At 57.2% G+C, this 17733-nt stretch carries 17 protein-coding genes; 10 read left to right on the top strand and 7 right to left on the bottom strand.

What is annotated here, in order from left to right; genetic code table 11:
• The first annotated feature begins 26 nt into the window (after positions 1–26).
• The 5 genes from leuC (at position 27) to ACR0A1_RS14105 (ending at position 4852) form a co-directional block, all read left to right on the top strand.
• Complete coding sequence (gene leuC / locus ACR0A1_RS14125; protein ID WP_170395174.1) at positions 27–1430, top strand: 3-isopropylmalate dehydratase large subunit; 1404 nt, start codon at positions 27–29, stop codon at positions 1428–1430.
• Positions 1431–1468: 38 nt separating this feature from the next.
• The gene (locus tag ACR0A1_RS14120; RefSeq protein WP_480868043.1) at positions 1469–2023 is read left to right on the top strand and encodes an HdeD family acid-resistance protein; all 555 of its coding nucleotides are present in this window, start codon (positions 1469–1471) and stop codon (positions 2021–2023) included.
• Positions 2024–2065: 42 nt separating this feature from the next.
• Complete coding sequence (gene leuD / locus ACR0A1_RS14115) at positions 2066–2671, top strand: 3-isopropylmalate dehydratase small subunit (protein ID WP_170395169.1); 606 nt, start codon at positions 2066–2068, stop codon at positions 2669–2671.
• A 331-nt stretch (positions 2672–3002) separates the two neighbouring features.
• On the top strand, positions 3003–3833 hold the full coding sequence (locus ACR0A1_RS14110) for a hypothetical protein (protein ID WP_170395166.1): 831 nt from the start codon (positions 3003–3005) through the stop codon (positions 3831–3833).
• Positions 3830–4852: an endonuclease/exonuclease/phosphatase family protein gene (locus ACR0A1_RS14105; RefSeq protein WP_480868041.1), complete on the top strand. Its 1023-nt coding sequence runs from the start codon at positions 3830–3832 to the stop codon at positions 4850–4852. The genes ACR0A1_RS14110 and ACR0A1_RS14105 overlap by 4 nt, the downstream gene beginning before the upstream one ends.
• Positions 4853–4859: 7 nt before the next feature.
• Here the strand turns inward: ACR0A1_RS14105 and ACR0A1_RS14100 are convergent, their stop codons facing one another.
• Positions 4860–5765 carry a sugar nucleotide-binding protein gene (locus ACR0A1_RS14100; RefSeq protein WP_480868039.1) on the bottom strand — a complete coding sequence of 302 codons (906 nt, stop codon included), beginning with the start codon at positions 5763–5765 and terminating at the stop codon, positions 4860–4862.
• Between the two features lie 83 nt (positions 5766–5848).
• On the opposite strand from ACR0A1_RS14100, the gene ACR0A1_RS14095 reads away from it, so the two are divergent.
• Positions 5849–6742, top strand: coding sequence for a LysR family transcriptional regulator (locus ACR0A1_RS14095; RefSeq protein ID WP_170395159.1), 894 nt, complete (start codon positions 5849–5851; stop codon positions 6740–6742).
• A gap of 6 nt (positions 6743–6748) precedes the next feature.
• Here ACR0A1_RS14095 and ACR0A1_RS14090 read toward each other — a convergent pair whose 3' ends face one another.
• Positions 6749–7276, bottom strand: coding sequence for a redoxin domain-containing protein (locus tag ACR0A1_RS14090; protein ID WP_170395157.1), 528 nt, complete (start codon positions 7274–7276; stop codon positions 6749–6751).
• A gap of 91 nt (positions 7277–7367) precedes the next feature.
• Between ACR0A1_RS14090 and leuB the strand changes: the two genes are divergently transcribed.
• Positions 7368–8471, top strand: coding sequence for a 3-isopropylmalate dehydrogenase (gene leuB / locus ACR0A1_RS14085; RefSeq protein ID WP_170395155.1), 1104 nt, complete (start codon positions 7368–7370; stop codon positions 8469–8471).
• Positions 8472–8529: 58 nt separating this feature from the next.
• On the opposite strand, the gene ACR0A1_RS14080 is transcribed toward leuB, so the two are convergent.
• Entirely contained in the window at positions 8530–10716 is a 2187-nt protein-coding gene (locus ACR0A1_RS14080) for a PBP1A family penicillin-binding protein (RefSeq protein WP_170647320.1), read from the bottom strand.
• A gap of 257 nt (positions 10717–10973) precedes the next feature.
• On the opposite strand from ACR0A1_RS14080, the gene ACR0A1_RS14075 reads away from it, so the two are divergent.
• Complete coding sequence (locus ACR0A1_RS14075) at positions 10974–11312, top strand: P-II family nitrogen regulator (protein WP_039541190.1); 339 nt, start codon at positions 10974–10976, stop codon at positions 11310–11312.
• A 33-nt stretch (positions 11313–11345) separates the two neighbouring features.
• Complete coding sequence (locus tag ACR0A1_RS14070; RefSeq protein WP_170395150.1) at positions 11346–12668, top strand: ammonium transporter; 1323 nt, start codon at positions 11346–11348, stop codon at positions 12666–12668.
• A gap of 69 nt (positions 12669–12737) precedes the next feature.
• On the opposite strand, the gene ACR0A1_RS14065 is transcribed toward ACR0A1_RS14070, so the two are convergent.
• The 4 genes from ACR0A1_RS14065 to ACR0A1_RS14050 all read right to left on the bottom strand — a co-directional run bounded on the left by ACR0A1_RS14065 (position 12738) and on the right by ACR0A1_RS14050 (position 15711).
• On the bottom strand, positions 12738–13922 hold the full coding sequence (locus tag ACR0A1_RS14065) for an amino acid aminotransferase (protein WP_170515810.1): 1185 nt from the start codon (positions 13920–13922) through the stop codon (positions 12738–12740).
• Positions 13922–14776 carry a 3-mercaptopyruvate sulfurtransferase gene (gene sseA, locus ACR0A1_RS14060; RefSeq protein WP_480615135.1) on the bottom strand — a complete coding sequence of 285 codons (855 nt, stop codon included), beginning with the start codon at positions 14774–14776 and terminating at the stop codon, positions 13922–13924. The genes ACR0A1_RS14065 and sseA overlap by 1 nt, the downstream gene beginning before the upstream one ends.
• A 93-nt stretch (positions 14777–14869) precedes the next feature.
• Positions 14870–15139 carry a CBU_0592 family membrane protein gene (locus ACR0A1_RS14055; RefSeq protein ID WP_170395139.1) on the bottom strand — a complete coding sequence of 90 codons (270 nt, stop codon included), beginning with the start codon at positions 15137–15139 and terminating at the stop codon, positions 14870–14872.
• 14 nt (positions 15140–15153) lie between these two features.
• Positions 15154–15711: an XRE family transcriptional regulator gene (locus ACR0A1_RS14050; protein ID WP_170395136.1), complete on the bottom strand. Its 558-nt coding sequence runs from the start codon at positions 15709–15711 to the stop codon at positions 15154–15156.
• Between the two features lie 104 nt (positions 15712–15815).
• Between ACR0A1_RS14050 and ilvD the strand changes: the two genes are divergently transcribed.
• On the top strand, positions 15816–17648 hold the full coding sequence (ilvD, locus tag ACR0A1_RS14045; protein WP_480868036.1) for a dihydroxy-acid dehydratase: 1833 nt from the start codon (positions 15816–15818) through the stop codon (positions 17646–17648).
• Positions 17649–17733 lie beyond the last annotated feature (85 nt).

The following is a 17733-nucleotide window of genomic DNA, read 5'->3' as shown; positions in this document are numbered from 1 at the left end:
TTCTCATTACATACGGGAGAGGACCGATGTCCCCCAAAACACTCTATGACAAGATCTGGGATGCCCATGTCGCCCACGAGGCCGATGATGGCACCTGCCTGCTGTATATCGACCGCCATCTGGTGCACGAAGTGACCAGCCCACAGGCATTCGAAGGCCTGCGCATGGCGGGCCGCAAGGTGCGCGCGCCAGAAAAAACCATCGCCGTGCCGGATCACAACGTTCCGACCACGCCGGACCGTGTGAATGGTATCGAAAACCCGGAATCACGCATTCAGGTCGAGGCACTGGACAAGAACGCCAAAGATTTCGGCATTCACTATTACCCTGTGCACGACGTCCGTCAGGGCATTGTGCATATCGTCGGCCCCGAACAGGGCTGGACCCTGCCCGGCATGACCGTTGTTTGCGGCGACAGCCACACGGCGACTCATGGTGCATTCGGCGCTCTGGCGCACGGCATCGGCACATCCGAGGTTGAACACGTTCTGGCCACCCAGACTCTGATCCAGAAGAAGTCCAAGAATATGAAGGTCGAAATCACCGGCAAACTGCAGCCGGGTGTGACCGCCAAAGATATCACTCTGGCTGTGATCGGCGAGACCGGTACTGCTGGCGGTACAGGTTATGTCATCGAGTATTGCGGCGAAGCGATCCGCGATCTTTCGATGGAAGGGCGCATGACCGTCTGTAACATGGCCATCGAAGGCGGCGCCCGCGCTGGCCTGATCGCGCCGGATGAGACCACCTTTGAATATGTCAAAGGCCGCCCGCATGCCCCCAAAGGCGCGCAGTGGGAAGCCGCGATGGACTGGTGGAAGACGCTTTACACCGACGAAGATGCGCATTTCGATAAAGTCATCACGCTGCGTGGTGAAGATATCGCGCCGGTCGTCACTTGGGGCACCAGTCCCGAAGATGTGCTGCCGATCACCGCATCCGTACCGCATCCCGAAGATTTCGAAGGCGGTAAAGTCGACGCGGCCCGCCGTTCGATCGAGTATATGGGCTTGGAAGCCGGTCAAAAGCTGAGCGATGTTGAAATCGACACTGTTTTCATCGGTTCTTGCACCAACGGTCGGATCGAAGACCTGCGCGCTGCGGCGGAAATCCTGAAGGGCAAGAAGATCAAGGACGGCATGCGCGCCATGGTCGTACCAGGCTCGGGCTTGGTGCGTGCACAGGCCGAAGAAGAAGGTTTGGCCGAGATCTTCAAAGATGCCGGTTTCGAGTGGCGTCTCGCGGGCTGTTCAATGTGTCTGGCGATGAACCCCGACCAGCTGCAACCGGGCGAGCGCTGTGCCGCGACTTCGAACCGCAACTTCGAAGGCCGTCAGGGTCGCGGTGGGCGTACCCATCTGCTGAGCCCCGCAATGGCTGCCGCTGCGGCAATCACAGGACGGCTGACAGACGTCCGTGAATTGATGTAAGAGTCTCTCATATCTAGATATTTGATGGAGAGACTAACATGAGTGATTGGGTCAAATGGCTACTGCTTGGACTTTTGTCCATAGCATTCGGGGTGTTCGTATTGGGCGCACCGGTCGTGGCGTCCGTTGCCGTAACAGTAGTAACTGGTGTGTTGCTATTGATTGCGGGCGGAATGCAGATCGTTGGTGGCTTCACGGTTGAAGGCACTGGCAACAAGATCCTGTCACTCATCATGGGTGCGGTCATGCTGTTTCTGGGCTGGTCCTTTCTGGATCACCCGCTGCAGGGCACGCTGACGCTGGCAACTGTGATGCTGATCCTGTTTATGGCAGGCGGCATCGCGCGGGTCATTCTGTCGTTCCAGATGAAAGGAACGCAGTTTTTCTGGCCCACGATGATCTCGGGCATCTTGTCGATCATCCTCGCCGGCATCATCTGGACCTATGTGGGCAAGGAACCGACTGCTCTGCTGAGTATACTGGGGATCTTCCTGGGCATTGAGATGCTGTTCAACGGGTTCGGATTGGTCTTCATGGCGTTCTTCGTCAAAAACGCACCCAAGGACGAAACAACAGAAGCGAAAGAAGCTTAAACGCGGAGTACGGGCGCGGCCCTACCCCGCAGGAGTGTAGAAATGGAAAAGTTCGAAAAAGTCCACGGGGTGGCCGCCCCAATGCCACTGATCAATATCGACACCGATATGATCATTCCCAAAGTGCACCTGAAAACCATCAAACGCTCTGGCCTGGGTGTCGTGCTGTTTGATGAGATGCGCTATCACGATCATGGCGGCGAGAACGAAGATTTCGTTCTGAACAAACCCGCTTATCGCAACACCGAGATTCTGGTGGCTGGCGACAATTTCGGTTGCGGCTCGTCGCGGGAACATGCGCCATGGGCGATCAAGGATTTCGGTATCAAGGTGGTGATCTCGACCAGCTTCGCCGACATCTTTTTCAACAACTGCTTCAAGAATGGCATCCTGCCAATCGTAGTCGAAGAAGAGCATCACGCGATTCTTATGGATGACGCGCACAAGGGTGAAAACGCCCGCATGACCGTGCATCTGGAAGATCAGCAGATTACCACTTCGGATGGTATGGTCATCGAGTTCGACATTGACCCACACCGCAAGCACTGCCTGCTGAACGGTCTGGACGATATTGGCCTGACGATGGAAAAAGACCATCACATCGACAAGTTCGAAGATCATGCGAGTCAGGCCCGCCCCTGGGTATGATTCTGGGGACGAATCTGTTGATACTCAACCTAACAGGGTCGCAAGCGCGGCCCTGTTCGCATTCTTGGGGCAAAAACCCAGTGCACCACAACATATAGGTATCAATTTGAGATACACGTCGGATTTGCGTCGAAATTGATGCAATCCCGCACCAGTTGCGCCATCATTTTGCCCGAAATTGCGTGTTATTTGCTCATTGGCTTGAGCGAAATACCGCTTATCGGCAAAGTTGGCACCCATGAGGTAGCCGCCAACGAACGAGCGGTGAGCACAAGTTGGACGATAAGTCGGCACAGAATCGACTACGCCGGTTTGGAAAAGGGTTCGGATTGTGATTGCACGCACAACGGGGGCGGCGATACGTGGATTATTGGTAGCACTTATGGTGCTTACCCCTGCGTTGTACCTGCCTACATCGACGTCGAATGGGACTGAGATTGTCGTCTTTCTGGCGATCCTTGCGTTTATCCTGACTTTCTCGGAATACAACTCGGCCTTTCCAAGCTTTATCGAATTTCGTGACGCACCACCTGTGAACAGGCTGCGCTTTGTCGGTTTGATGTCGATGGTTACCTTCCTGACGCTGATCTGCAAAAACGCCTATGCCCCCTCGGAACTTACTGGCCTGTTTTATTCAGTTGGCCTGATGGTCGCGAATGTGGTGGATTTCCCCTACTCCCCCGTTCGTCTTGTGGTTTTGATGCTGCCCGCCGACGCCAGCCAGCCCCTCGTAGATTTGGTGCGTATCTCCGCCAGCGTCGCTTATGTCGCGGCCTTGGTTACCATCGCCAGCTTTGCCTATGCAGTGAAGCTTCGGGGATGGCCAACAGGCAACGGCGCGTTCAACGTCTGGACCAATCTGCCCCTGTTTGACCCAACCAAGGGTGGTGATGTGGTCACCCGTCTGCAGCGTGACGGGCGGCTCAACATCGCGATTGGGGCTTTGCTGCCTTTCCTGATTCCCGCCCTGATCAAACTGATGGCTGCTTTCATCACGCCGATCGCGCTCAGCAATCCGCAGACATTGATCTGGACCCTTTGCGCATGGGCATTCCTGCCTGCCAGCATGATCATGCGAGGCATGGCGACACTACGCATTGCCGGCCTGATCGTTGAGAAGCGCCGCGCATACTCAACCTCCGAGTCAACTCAGATCGCATGATCCGACTGCTGGTTCTGTTGCTGTTGCCGTTTACGGCACAGGCAGAGACATTGCGCATCGCAAGTTTCAATACAGAACTCAGTCGCGAAGGTCCCGGCCTGTTGCTGCGTGATATTCGGCGGAACGACCCTCAGGTCGCTGCGGTGATCGAGGTGCTGATGACAACCCGTCCCGATATCGTCGCGCTGCAAGGCATCGATTGGGATTTAGACGGGCTTGCCCTTGCTGCGCTGGTCGAGGCGCTGAAATGCAACGGCTTGGATTATCGATACAGTTACGCCGAGCAACCCAATTCCGGGATCGAAACCGCGTTGGATCTGGATGGGGACGGCGAGACGGGCGGCCCGGGCGATGCACAAGGCTGGGGGCGGTTCACCGGCCAGAATGGGCTGGCAGTGCTGTCCCGCTATCCTATCGCTACTGATCAAGTGCGGTCATTCACCCAGATGCGGTGGCGCGACTTGCCGGATGCCCAGCTGCCAGCCGAGGATGGAGAGCCCTTCCCATCACCACAAGCGCAGGCTGTTCAGCGGCTGTCTTCTACATCGCATTGGGTCGTTCCGGTCGACACCCCGAGTGGTCGCCTAAACCTGATGACGTTTCACGCCAGCCCGCCTGTCTTTGATGGACCTGAAGATCGGAACGGACTGCGCAACCGGGATGAAATTCGGCTCTGGTCGCTTTTGCTGAACGGTGATCTGGGTGAGAAACCTACAGGCCGTTTTGTCATCGCAGGTGATGCGAACCAGGATCCTTACAAAGGCGAGGGTCGCAAATCGGCAATCCGTGATCTTCTGGCCAATCCGCATCTGCAGGATCCGATGCCTGTTGACCCTGCGGGGTCAACTTCAACAGTTTTGTGGAAGGGCGTTGGCGAGATGAGAGTTGATTATGTCCTACCTTCGGCGGATTGGCGTGTGCACGATGCGGGCATTTACTGGCCGGAGCCCACATCCCGTGACGCGGCCGTCGCCGCAAGCCGTCACCGGCTTGTCTGGGTCGATCTGTTCGACGAATAGGCTTCGATCATGACCGTATGACTGTGCCGAGTCGCTGGCGGGTTTCATATTGCACAGGTTCAGACACGGCGTTCGTCAACGCATCATTTAGGTCGGTCTGCGCAAATTCCGGTAGCAGAGCATCAAAGAGGCGTCCGTCCAGCCGGTGAGAAGTATTCCATAGATACCTCATCTCAAGCAAATGCGGTGCCATCCGCCAGAACGGGCGGGCCAGTTGCAGGGGCCACCACGCCATCTGTTTAAGGGTAAGCTCACGCCCCACAACCTGCGAAAGCGCCAATGCCATTTCATTGCCGGTCAAGGTGTATCCAGCATAGGGGACATCGCAGAAACGCGGTAGCAGGCTGCGCATTTCTGCCAACTCCACAGCAGCGCGAGTTAAATCGGGCAGAGAGGCCCAAGCATGCGCGATATCCGGATTGCCGGGATACACAAAGCGCCCGCGCCGCAAGTGTTTGATGAGAATCTGATCGAACCAATTGCCAGAGGCCGTGGTGTCTATGAAATCACCTGCCCGCAACATGATGGTCCGAACCGACGAGGCACGATAAGCCTCTTCCATCTCGATCCGAATGCGTCCCAACGGATTTCGCGCAAGATGCGGTGTCCTGGTCGACCAGGGGCCGGGCGTATCCGCACCGAAAACATAAACGTTCCCCGGGACAATGACCGTCAAGTCACGCTCTGATGCAGCGGCGATTACCTGACGATGCAACTCTGGCACCTGCTCCGCCCAGTCGGGGTAAAGCGGGTTCCAGGCGTTCACGATGACGTCTACTCCATGTACCGCCGTGCGCAATTCCTCCCTGCGTCGATCAAACTTTTGCACAATCCATCCCGCATCCGAAAAGGCTCTTGCAGCGTTGCGTCCAAATCGACCGGTGGCCCCGAGAATAAGTACCGTTTGTGGCATTGATCCCTCCGTTCCGGATCAATCTATTCATTCACGATGTTTTGGAAATTGCGAAAAATCGCAGATTATGTATTCGTTTTTGAATGGCTAAAACACTCCAACTATCCGACTGGTCCTTAGTTCAAAGCTTTCTGGCGGTTGCCGAAACCGGCTCACTATCCGCAGCCGCAAAGCAACTGGGTCGCAGCCAGCCGACGCTTGGTCGTCAGGTGCATGCGCTGGAAGAAGAATTGGGGGTCTCGCTGTTTGATCGTCACGCGCGTGGACTGACGCTCAGCGAGGTGGGGCAGCAAGTGCTGCCAATGGCGCAGCAGATGTACAGCGCAGTCAATGCCCTGGGGCTGACGGCAGCGGGTCAGGCGCAACAGCTGGAAGGGTCGGTCAGGATCACCGCTTCGGTATTTGTATCGCATCACCTGTTGCCGCCGATACTTGCCGCAATCCGTGAGGCAGAACCGGCGATTCAGCTTGATCTGGTCGCCTCGGATGCCAGCGAAAACTTGCTGTTCCGCGAGGCCGATATTGCCGTGCGCATGTATCGGCCCGAACAGGTCGACATCGTGGCAAAGCATATCGGCGAGGTGCCGTTATGTTTCTGCGCCGCCCAAAGCTATCTGGATCGTGCGGGGCGACCAACAACGCCGACAGAGCTGATGCAGCACGACCTTGTGGGATTTGACACCAATGAAGACATTATCACCGCTATGCGGAACAAGGGCTGGCCTGCCAGCCGGGACAGCTTTGCCACGCGATGCGACAACCAGACTGCCTATTGGGAATTGATCCGCGCAGGGTGTGGGGTGGGCTTCAGCCAACTCAGCATCGCGCAGTCCGATCCTCTGGTCGAAGTGCTAGATATTGATGTCGAGATACCGGTGCTGCCGGTCTGGCTGGCTGCCCCTCAGGCGATGCGACAGACCCCGCGCATTCGCAGAGTCTGGGATTTACTGGCCGACGGGTTGAAGGCCCGGCTTTAAAACCGCCTACAGCGCGCCGGTATAGGTGCCGCGCGCAGGATAGTTATTGGCCAAGGTGAATTTCAAACCGCCGACGATGTCCGACATCGGCGGCCGCGCAAAAGGCGTTGTCTGCTGCCAGACGTAATAGAGGGTCTGATCAGGTTTGATATAGAAATGTCCTGGCTCAGCGAACAACGCTGGCTCGGCACTACCTTCACGAGCCACCGAGATGTTCAGGCCCCAGACATCCCGCGCGTCGGCCATGGACAGGCCGTATCCTACGCGCAGCTTCGACACTCCGGCCTTCTCAACCGTCTCGGCCGCACGTTCGCCGGTATCCGTGGTGATCATGATCACCTCAATCCCCAGCTCGGCGAATTCATCCAGCGCAGCCTCGACCTCACCCATTTGGCGAACGCAGATCGGGCAATGCAGACCGCGATACTGAATCACCAGCGTTCCGTTTTCGCCAGTGTCGCGCTCAAGATCAAAGGTGCCATGGCTTACTGTTTCGATTTTTAGCGATGGGGCCGGATTTCCGGGTGTCAGCATGTGGTTTCCTCGTGATTTGATGGGTTCGTCTCATTGACCCGATGCGCCGCAAACGCTAGGGCCTGTGCGACAAAACGCAAGGAGACTGTCGATGTCCAACCCCTCGCTCCTCATCCTGCCCGGAGACGGAATTGGCCCGGAAGTTATGGCCGAAGTGCGCAAAATCATCGATTGGTTCGGCGCCAATCGCGGTCTTCAATTTGACGTGAGCGAGGATCTGGTCGGCGGCGCTGCCTATGATGCGCACGGGAAGCCCCTATCGGATGAGACCATGGCCAAGGCACAAGACGTCGACGCCGTGCTGCTGGGGGCTGTTGGCGGCCCTAAGTATGACGATCTGGATTTCAGCCTGAAACCCGAACGCGGACTGCTGCGTTTGCGCAAGGAAATGGACCTGTATTCCAACCTGCGCCCAGCTCAGTGCTTCGACGCTCTGGCGGATTTCTCGTCGCTGAAGAAGGATGTGGTCGCTGGCCTCGACATCATGATTGTGCGCGAGCTGACATCTGGCGTGTATTTCGGTGAACCGCGCGGCATCTTTGAAGAAGGCAATGAGCGCGTTGGCATCAACACCCAGCGCTACACCGAATCCGAGATCGAACGCGCCGCACGTTCCGCGTTTGAGTTGGCGATGCGCCGGAACAAGAAACTGTGCTCGATGGAAAAAGCCAATGTGATGGAATCGGGTATTCTTTGGCGCGAGGTCGTGACACGTGTCGGACAGGAATACCCCGAGGTCGAGCTGTCACACATGTATGCAGACAACGGCGCGATGCAGCTTGTGCGCGCGCCCAAACAGTTTGACGTGATCGTCACCGACAACCTGTTTGGAGATGTACTATCCGATTGCGCAGCGATGCTGACCGGGTCTTTGGGCATGCTACCGTCTGCCTCGCTGGGCGCACCGATGGCGAATGGCCGCCCTAAGGCCATGTATGAACCCGTTCATGGCTCGGCCCCGGACATTACAGGTCAAGGCAAGGCCAACCCAATTGCGTGTATCCTCAGCTTCGCCATGGCACTGCGCTACAGCTTTGACCAGGGCGACGAAGCGGATCGTCTGGAAACCGCGATCGAGAAGGTTCTGGCCGACGGCGTTCGCACGGCTGACCTGCTGGCTGAAGAAGGGGTTGAGCCGGTTTCGACCAGCGAAATGGGTGATGCAATTCTGGCAGCGCTAGACGAAAGCGTCTGATCTTACGATCATTCAGACATCAAAGGCGGTGCCCAGCGCACCGCCTTTTTTTTGTTGGTCAGTTTCCGAAGATGTTGTTCAGTAGGTTGTTGATCGCACGGTCCAAACCGGTTTGATTCTTACGGCGCTGTTGCTGCGGCTGCGCGGTTCTGACCGGTGGGTCCGGCGCCAGCATGGGCAACGGCGTGGGCGTCATCCCTTCTGTCACGCGCAGCATGGTCTCTTTCCATATCTCCGCCGGCAAGCCTCCACCCGTGACACCTGACAACGGCGTATTATCATCATACCCCATCCAAACGCCCGTAACGTAGTCCGCGGTAAATCCGATAAACCAGGCATCCCGCGCGGCCTGGGTCGTGCCGGTCTTGCCCGCCACCTGCCAGCCCGGCAGCTTCGCGCGCCCACCCGTACCTTCAGAGACCACACGCTCCATCATCCAGGTCAGTTGTTTGGCGGCCTTGTCGTTGATGACGCGTTCACCGATACCGGTTGTCGTGATCATAACTGGATCGGTCTCACCAAGCAGCTTCAACTCGGTCAGACCATAGGGTTCCACCGCTGAACCGCCGTTCAGGATACCGGCGTAAGCGCCCGTCATCTCTATCAGCGTGCTTTCCGATGCGCCGAGCGCCAGCGCGAGGCCCTCGGCCAGATCGCTTGAAAGGCCAAAACCACTGGCAACCGTGCGCACGTTATCCAGCCCCGAGATATCCGCCACTTTGACTGCGGGAATATTCAACGAGTTCTTCAACGCATCTGCTAATGTCACCCGGCCATAGAACTTATTGGTGTAGTTCTTCGGACACCACTGACCTGAACCTGCGATGTTCCAGCACGTTGGTTCATCCATCACCGTGTCCAGCGGTGAATATCCCAACTCCAAGGCCGTCGCATAGACAAACGGTTTGAACGACGAACCCGTTTGACGCAGAGCCTGCGTAGCCCGGTTGAACGCCCCCGAAACACGAGTCTTGCGCCCACCGACCATACCTCGAACCGCGCCATCCGCTGACATCACCACAATAGCGGCCTGCGCTTTGGACCCTTCGCGCACTTTCTCCTGGAAGATGAATTTAAGCGCCTCTTCCGCCGACGTTTGAATGCGCTGATCCAGTGTGGTTCGGATCACCACGTCCTCGGTTGTGTTACGTGTGAAAAACTCAGGCCCGCTGGCCATGACCCAATCGGCAAAGTAACCACCAGCACGCGCGGCAGCGGCCTCGGACAACTGCGCCGGACGGCTGCGGGCCTCGCTGGCCTGCGCGCTGCTCAGATAGCCCTGAGTCTCCATTAGCCCAACCACCAAACGTGCCCGATCTTGTGAACGTTGCAGGTTGTTCGTTGGCGCATAGCGTGTCGGGGCCACCAATAGACCTGCCAGCATTGCCGCCTCGGCCGGAGACACTTCGGCTGCCGAAATACCAAAATACCGCTGGCTGGCGGCCTCGAAGCCGCGGGCTCCCGCACCGAGGAAGGCGCGGTTCAGATAGATCGTCAGAATTTCATCCTTGGAGTATTTGACCTCCATCGCAATGGCATAAACTGCCTCTTTCGCCTTGCGCCATAGCGAACCCTGACGGCAATCGGCTTCATATGCAGCCTCAGACTCCCATTCGCTGGGCTCATAAGGCACACCCAGGCATAGAAGTTTCGCGGTTTGCTGGGTGATCGTTGAACCACCGTGACCAGACAGCGGTCCACGTCCTTCGCTCAGGTTGATGCGTACCGCGCTGGCGACACCGCGCGGGCTGACGCCGAAATGGCGGTAGAACCGTTTATCCTCGGTTGCAATCACGGCGTTCTTGAGATGCGGCGAAACTGTATCCGCCGTAATCACGCCGCCAAACTGATCGCCGCGCCAGGCAAAGACCTTGCCGTCGCGATCCAGCAAGGTCACCGAACCACGTGCCCGCCCATCAAGCAGGGCATCGACATCCGGCAATGAGGTGTAAACAACACCCACCGCCAGCGCCAACAGCAACCCCGCCACTGCGCCGACCCTCCAAGTGATCCCCCAAATTATGCGCCAGAGCCAGCGGAACAGCCGGCGGAAAATGCCACCGCCCTTCCCACCAGAACTGCGCCGCGTTTTCTTCCGCGCCGTTTTGCGCGGAGCGGCTTTTCGGGCCGTCGACTTCTTACCAGCAGGTTTTGCTGCCCGCTTGGTCGCCGCAGGCTTTCGGCCTTTGGACGGGTACCTTTTATCCGCGACAAGGCGCGATTTGCGACGGTTGGACTCAGTCATGCTCAAACTCTGCCCGGTTATGCTTTTGGGGCACCATACCCCGCCGGAACGGCCATGTAGAGGTGTGAAATACCCGTATTTCCCCTCACAAGTTTGCCTATATTTTCACCAAATAGCGTGTTTTGTGCAAAAATTGTGCATAATTGCTGATTTTTTACCCTCATTTACCCTCCGAAAACGTTCCATCTGAACCTCTGTCGCGCATTTTTCTGCAGGTGCAAAATGCCGGGCCGCCCGGAGTAGTAGAGGGGAAAGACGTGAAACTGATCATTGCGACAATCAAACCGTTCAAGCTTGAGGAGGTGCGCGAAGCACTGACCAATGCAGGCGTGCGCGGCATGATGGTGACTGAGATCAAAGGGTTTGGCTCGCAATCGGGTCACACCGAGATTTATCGCGGTGCCGAATACGCCGTGAATTTCGTTCCCAAGATCAAGCTTGAGATCGTGGTGCCCGCCACCATGGCCGACCAGATCGTCGAAACCATCACCACAACCGCCAAGACCGGCAAGATCGGTGACGGCAAGATTTTCGTCCTCGATGTCGAGCAAGCCCTGCGCGTGCGGACCGGGGAAACCAACGAAGAGGCGCTTTAAGCGCGCTTACTCACAATCACTCGAGGACTAACAATGAACCTGATGAAATCTCTCATCCCTGCCGCTGCGATCGTCGCACTGCCGCAGATGGGTCTTGCGCAAGAGGCCGCTACCGGAGAGCCCGCGCAACACACCCAATATATCTTCACCACGCTGCTGTTCCTGATGGGCGGTTTCCTGGTGTTCTTCATGGCTGCAGGCTTTGCCATGCTCGAAGGCGGGCTGGTGCGCTCAAAGAACGTCGCGATGCAGATGACCAAAAACATCGCGCTGTTTTCAATCGCCGCGATCATGTACTGGCTGATCGGCTTCAACCTGATGTACCCCGGTGATGGCTGGACCATTTCTGGCTGGCTGGGCCCGTTCTTCTCGACCACCGTGCTTGACCCAGTGGGTGTCGGTGCAGATGCTGCGGCGCTTGACTACGCCTCAATCGGTTCGGATTTCTTCTTCCAACTTGTCTTTGTCGCAGCGACCGCCTCGATCGTGTCCGGTGCGGTGGCTGAACGGATCAAATTGTGGCCCTTCCTTGCCTTCGTTGTTGTCCTAACCGGCATCATGTACCCGATCTCGGGCTCGTGGCAGTGGGGTGGTGGTTGGCTGTCCGAAGCAGGCTTCTCGGACTTCGCTGGTTCGACCATCGTGCACTCGGTCGGTGGCTGGGCGGCTCTGGCAGGTGCCCTCATCCTTGGGCCGCGCATCGGTAAGTACAAGGACGGTAAAGTGCACCCGATGCCTGGTTCGAACCTGGCTCTGGCCACTCTGGGTACCTTTATCCTGTGGCTGGGTTGGTTCGGCTTCAACGGTGGTTCGCAGCTGGCGATGGGCACTGTAGGAGATGTCTCGGACGTATCGCGCATCTTTGCCAACACTAACATGGCTGCTGCATCCGGAGCCGTTGCCGCCCTTATCATGACACAGCTGCTGTACAAAAAGCCCGACCTGACCATGGTGCTGAACGGCGCGCTGGCGGGACTGGTGTCGATCACTGCTGAGCCGCTGGCCCCAACCCTGTTCGGCGCTCTGTGGATCGGTGCTGTGGGCGGTATCATCGTGGTCTTCGCGGTTCCGATGCTGGACAAGTTCAAGATCGACGACGTAGTCGGCGCCATCCCGGTCCACCTGTTCGCTGGCATCTGGGGCACCATCGCCGTGATCTTCTATGGCGAAGCCAGCCTGATCACTCAGCTGACCGGGATCATTGCTTATGGTGTCTTCACCTTTGGTGCTGCTCTTATCCTTTGGTCGATCCTGAAGGCCACCGTAGGTATCCGTGTTAGCGAAGAGGACGAGATCAACGGCCTCGACATGGCTGAACTGGGTATGGAAGCGTATCCGGAATTCTCCAAGGGCTAATAGCCAACCAAGTAAAACAAAAAAACCCGGGCGTTCGCGCCCGGGTTTTCCTTCATTCAAAGATATCGCTCAGACGCCGACATCGACAATCGCCTGCGCCAAAATGGGCACAGTATTGGCGTTCAAACCAGCGATGTTCAGACGGCTGTCACCGACCATGTAAATGCCGTGATCGGCACGCAGCTTTTCAACCAGTTCTGGCGCGGCCCCCAGTCGCGAGAACATGCCGCGATGCTGGGCGATAAATCCAAATCGATCCGATCCACTAAGGCTCTGCAGCTCATCAGCCAGTTGCTGACGCAGGCCCAGCATGGAAAGGCGGACATCTTCCAATTCGGTCGCCCAATCTGCCCGCAGAGCATCGTCATTCAGGATCGTCGTCACCACCCGCGCGCCGTGATCAGGCGGGAATGAGTAGTTCTGGCGGTTCAGAAATGCCAGCGTAGACTGGTTCAGTGCAGTCTGTGCCGGATCGTCACTGATCGCCATCAGCAGGCCGGTGCGTTCACGGTAGACGCCGAAGTTCTTCGAACAAGACGCCGCGATCAGGCAGCGCTTCACTGACGATGCGACCAGACGGGTTGCCTGCGCATCTTCTTCCAGACCGTCGCCAAAGCCCTGATAGGCGATGTCGATCATTGCGACGAGGCCACGCGCGTTGATCAGGTTCACGACCTCTTGCCATTGCACCATATTTAAGTTGGCACCCGTTGGGTTGTGGCAACAGCCGTGCAGAAGAACCACGTCGCCTGCATTGGCAGTTTTCAGGTCCTCGATCATACCGTCGAAATCGACGCCACGCGATTCTCCGTCGAAATAACGGTATTGGACTGTCTCGATCCCCAGATAGTTCAGGATCGACAAATGGTTTGGCCATGTGGGGTTCGACACGAAAACACGCGCGGTGGGGTTGGCCATACGGATCATCTCAAACGCCTGACGACAGGCTCCGGTACCACCGGGGGTGGCTACGGCTGCAATGTTGCCACGCGGGACAGAATTTCCGAGGATCAAGTCGATCATCGCGTCCGCAAAGGCTGGATCACCAGCCAGACCGGTATAAGCCTTGCTCTCCTGCTCTTCGAGAATACGCTTTTCAGCTGCTTTCACCGCGCGCATCACCGGAGTGACCCCCTCGGCATTCTTGTAGACGCCAACGCCCAGATCGATCTTGTGATCACGTGGGTCGTCGCGGTACATCTGCATCAATGCCAGAATCTTGTCTGCTGGCTGCGGTTTAAGGTTCTCGAACATCAGTTCTCTCCGGTTGCGACGGGCAGGGTTGGGAAGGCACCCCATTCAGCCCAGGAGCCGTCATATAGCGCGTGGTCTTTCTTGCCCATGCGTTCCAATGCAAGGCTGAGAATTGCGGCAGTCACACCAGAGCCACAGGATGTGATCGCGGGTTTCGATAAGTCGACGCCGGCATCTTCGAAAACCGCGCGGCAGTCTTCGGGCGACTTCATCGTGCCATTCTTGTTCAACAGCATTCCAAAAGGCACGTTGCGCGAGCCTGGGATATGACCCGAGCGCAACCCCTCGCGCGGTTCTGCTTCGGTCCCGACGAAACGGGCCGCCGAGCGGGCATCGATGATCTCGTGATCCGCAAGCTTCGCGGCTGATGAAACTTGCGTCACATCGCGGACAAGGTGGTTCTGAACCCGCACCGTCATGTGACGGTCGCGAATAATGGGGGGCAGGTCTTCGATCTCGCGCCCTTCGGACTGCCATTTTGGCAGTCCACCATCCAGAACGGCAATATTGTCCTGTCCCATCAGACGGAACAACCACCAGACCCGCGCCGCCGACATCAGCCCCGCACCGTCATAGACCACGACCTGATGGCCATCGCCAACGCCCATCGCGCGCAGGCGCGACATGAACTTCTCGACCGGAGGTGCCATATGCGGCAAGTCGGAACGATGGTCGGATATCTCATCAATATCAAAGAACCGCGCACCAGGGATGTGGGCAGAGTCATACTCTGCCTTGGCGTCTCGCGCTTGCTGCGGCAGGTACCACGACCCATCCAGAATCCTTAGATCCGGATCCTTGAGATGTGCGGCAAGCCATTCGGTAGAAACGAGGGTTTTTGGATCGTCCTGCATCTATGCCTCCCCTAAGCGAGCTTGGGTTTTCCCTATACTTGGCAGGATGCAGGTTCAAGGCTGGATAGCGCTAGCGTCCCGACCACACTGGATTTATCGCAAACGACGCAGGCGATAATACTGGATGATCCCAATAACGCTGATGATGATCCAGAAGCCTTCGATCAGCATGGACGCAAGATTGAAGTTCTGCAGCAGTGAGAACACGATCAGCACCGAACCGATAAGATTCACCAGCGGAAAGGCCAGATCCTCCGAGTTCATCACTCGCATCTGGGTCGCAAAATATGCCGCAACAACGATCAAAGCCCCGAATGAGCCGATGGCATCGACGACGGTCAAACTGTCCAGTAGTGCGGTCATTGTATGGGGCTTTCCTATTCTGAAACTTCCGCTGGTTGCGAATAGTGGTGCATATTTAGAAAAGCAGCTCCCTGATCACCAGCGCGGTATCCATGCGGCACATCCGCAGAAAATCGCAATCCTTGACCGGATTGCAGCGGAACCCAGTTTCCATTTCGCAGCACGTCCAAAGCTCCGCTCAGAACAAAAACCTCTTCGGTTACGCCTGCTGCATGGGCCGGAGATTCGTGGCTTTGATTGGGTGACAACTCGACATGAAATGTTTCGGCCCCCAATGCGGGATCAAAGGGAAAGACAATCTTGACTTCGATGCTTCCTGGAAATCTCACGGTACTGAACACATCGGCATCTGTCGTGTCACGCATTGCAGCAGTACCAATCAAAGCACTCAGCGGGAGCTGGAAACCCTTCGCGATCTTCCACAGGGTCGCGATGGTCGGGCTTGATTCGCCACGCTCGATCTGGCCCAGCATAGCTTTGCTGACCCCGGTGAGTTCCGCGACTTTTGACAGGCTCAGCCCGGATGCCGCCCGCACATCCCTTAGTTTCAGCGTTAGTTCGTCCGATTCCATAGCCGCGCCCTGCGATTTGTCTTGTGCGTTATAACGTACATATGATACGTGCGCTATAACGTACACACCGAATATCGCAGTTTGGGCAATAGGGATACAGCATCATGCCAATGTACCGATCCAGAACCTCCACCCATGGCCGCAACATGGCCGGTGCTCGCGGCCTGTGGCGCGCCACCGGTATGGGAGACGACGATTTCGGCAAACCGATCATCGCCATCGTCAACTCGTTCACCCAGTTTGTACCCGGTCACGTCCACCTGAAGGACCTGGGACAGATGGTTGCGCGTGAGGTTGAGGCCGCTGGCGGTGTCGCCAAAGAGTTCAACACCATTGCGGTCGATGACGGCATCGCCATGGGCCATGACGGGATGCTGTATTCGCTGCCCTCGCGTGAGGTGATTGCGGATTCTGTTGAATACATGGTTAACGCCCACTGCGCGGACGCTATGGTCTGTATCTCGAACTGCGACAAGATCACGCCCGGCATGTTGATGGCGGCCATGCGTCTGAACATCCCTGCGATCTTTGTCTCGGGTGGACCTATGGAGGCGGGCAAGATCGACATCGCCGATCTGGACGCCAAGAAGATCGACCTTGTCGACGCCATGGTTGCCGCAGCGGATGATCGATTTACCGATGAGCAGGTGCAACACATTGAAGAAAACGCCTGTCCAACCTGTGGTTCATGCTCGGGCATGTTCACCGCGAACTCGATGAATTGTCTGGCCGAGGCACTGGGTCTGGCGCTGCCGGGCAATGGCTCGACCCTGGCCACACATGCCGACCGTAAAGAGTTGTTCTTGGAAGCTGGTCGCCGCATCGTCGAGATCACCAAGCGCCACTATGATCTGGACGAGAAAGGCTTCCTGCCGCGTGAAATCGCCACGTTCGACGCGTTCGAAAATGCCATGAGCTTGGATATCGCAATGGGTGGATCGACCAATACGGTGCTTCATTTGCTGGCCATCGCGCACGAAGGTGAAGTGCATTTCACCATGTCCGACATGGACCGCCTGAGCCGCCAAGTGCCCTGTTTGTGCAAAGTCGCGCCCAACATCGAAAACGTGCACATGGAAGACGTCCACCGCGCTGGTGGCATCTTCTCGATCCTCGGTGAACTCAACCGCGCAGGCTTGCTGCATGAGGATTGCCATACAGTGCATTCGGGCACCATGGGCGAAGCAATTGCCAACTGGGACATCAAAGTCGCCAACAACCCGAAGGCTCAGGACCTGTTCAAAGCGGCGCCCGGCGGCGTGCGTACTACACAAGCCTTCAGCCAGTCGAACCGCTACAAGGAGCTGGACACTGACCGCGAAGGCGGCGTGATCCGCTCGAAAGAGCACGCATTCAGCCAGGATGGCGGTCTGGCAGTATTGTTCGGCAATATCGCGCGCGACGGCTGTATCGTGAAAACTGCGGGTGTGGATGAGAACATCCTGAAATTCACGGGCTCAGCTTATGTCTGCGAAAGCCAGGACCAGGCTGTCAATGACATCCTGACCGGCAAGGTCAAGGAAGGTGACGTGGTGGTGATCCGCTACGAAGGCCCGCGTGGTGGGCCGGGAATGCAGGAAATGCTGTATCCGACTTCGTATCTGAAATCCAAGGGGCTGGGCAAAGCCTGCGCGCTGCTGACTGACGGTCGTTTCTCGGGTGGCACCTCGGGCTTATCAATCGGCCACGTCTCGCCCGAAGCAGCGGAAGGTGGTGAGATCGGTTTGGTGAAAACCGGCGACACGATCGAAATCGACATTCCCAACCGCAGCATCCATCTGGCGGTCTCCGACGAAGACCTGGCCGCGCGGCGCGAAGAGCAGGACGAGAAGGGCTGGCAGCCCGTTGCACCACGTAAGCGTAAAGTGTCCACCGCGCTAAAAGCCTATGCCAAATTGACGACCAGTGCCGCAAAAGGGGCCGTCCGTCAGGTCTAAGCACTGCGGGTGGGCGAATACTCCCGCACCCGATACATGGAATCGGCTGCGCCGATTCCATGTATCGGAATTTGGGCCCGTCGCC

It is taken from the genome of Ruegeria sp. D6 (genome assembly GCF_056534365.1).
This window is presented reverse-complemented; position numbering and strand designations above follow the sequence as displayed.

Bases quoted from the DNA above. Each gene is read 5' to 3' on its own strand.
- ACR0A1_RS14100 (WP_480868039.1), bottom strand. From the start codon at position 5,765: ATGCCACAAACGGTACTTATTCTCGGGGCCACCGGTCGATTTGGACGC.
- ACR0A1_RS14080 (WP_170647320.1), bottom strand. From the start codon at position 10,716: ATGACTGAGTCCAACCGTCGCAAATCGCGCCTTGTCGCGGATAAAAGG.
- ACR0A1_RS14065 (WP_170515810.1), bottom strand. From the start codon at position 13,922: ATGTTCGAGAACCTTAAACCGCAGCCAGCAGACAAGATTCTGGCATTG.
- ACR0A1_RS14055 (WP_170395139.1), bottom strand. From the start codon at position 15,139: ATGACCGCACTACTGGACAGTTTGACCGTCGTCGATGCCATCGGCTCA.
- sseA (WP_480615135.1), bottom strand. From the start codon at position 14,776: ATGCAGGACGATCCAAAAACCCTCGTTTCTACCGAATGGCTTGCCGCA.
- leuD (WP_170395169.1), top strand. From the start codon at position 2,066: ATGGAAAAGTTCGAAAAAGTCCACGGGGTGGCCGCCCCAATGCCACTG.
- ACR0A1_RS14120 (WP_480868043.1), top strand. From the start codon at position 1,469: ATGAGTGATTGGGTCAAATGGCTACTGCTTGGACTTTTGTCCATAGCA.
- ilvD (WP_480868036.1), top strand. From the start codon at position 15,816: ATGCCAATGTACCGATCCAGAACCTCCACCCATGGCCGCAACATGGCC.
- ACR0A1_RS14090 (WP_170395157.1), bottom strand. From the start codon at position 7,276: ATGCTGACACCCGGAAATCCGGCCCCATCGCTAAAAATCGAAACAGTA.
- leuC (WP_170395174.1), top strand. From the start codon at position 27: ATGTCCCCCAAAACACTCTATGACAAGATCTGGGATGCCCATGTCGCC.
- ACR0A1_RS14105 (WP_480868041.1), top strand. From the start codon at position 3,830: ATGATCCGACTGCTGGTTCTGTTGCTGTTGCCGTTTACGGCACAGGCA.
- ACR0A1_RS14095 (WP_170395159.1), top strand. From the start codon at position 5,849: ATGGCTAAAACACTCCAACTATCCGACTGGTCCTTAGTTCAAAGCTTT.
- leuB (WP_170395155.1), top strand. From the start codon at position 7,368: ATGTCCAACCCCTCGCTCCTCATCCTGCCCGGAGACGGAATTGGCCCG.
- ACR0A1_RS14070 (WP_170395150.1), top strand. From the start codon at position 11,346: ATGAACCTGATGAAATCTCTCATCCCTGCCGCTGCGATCGTCGCACTG.
- ACR0A1_RS14050 (WP_170395136.1), bottom strand. From the start codon at position 15,711: ATGGAATCGGACGAACTAACGCTGAAACTAAGGGATGTGCGGGCGGCA.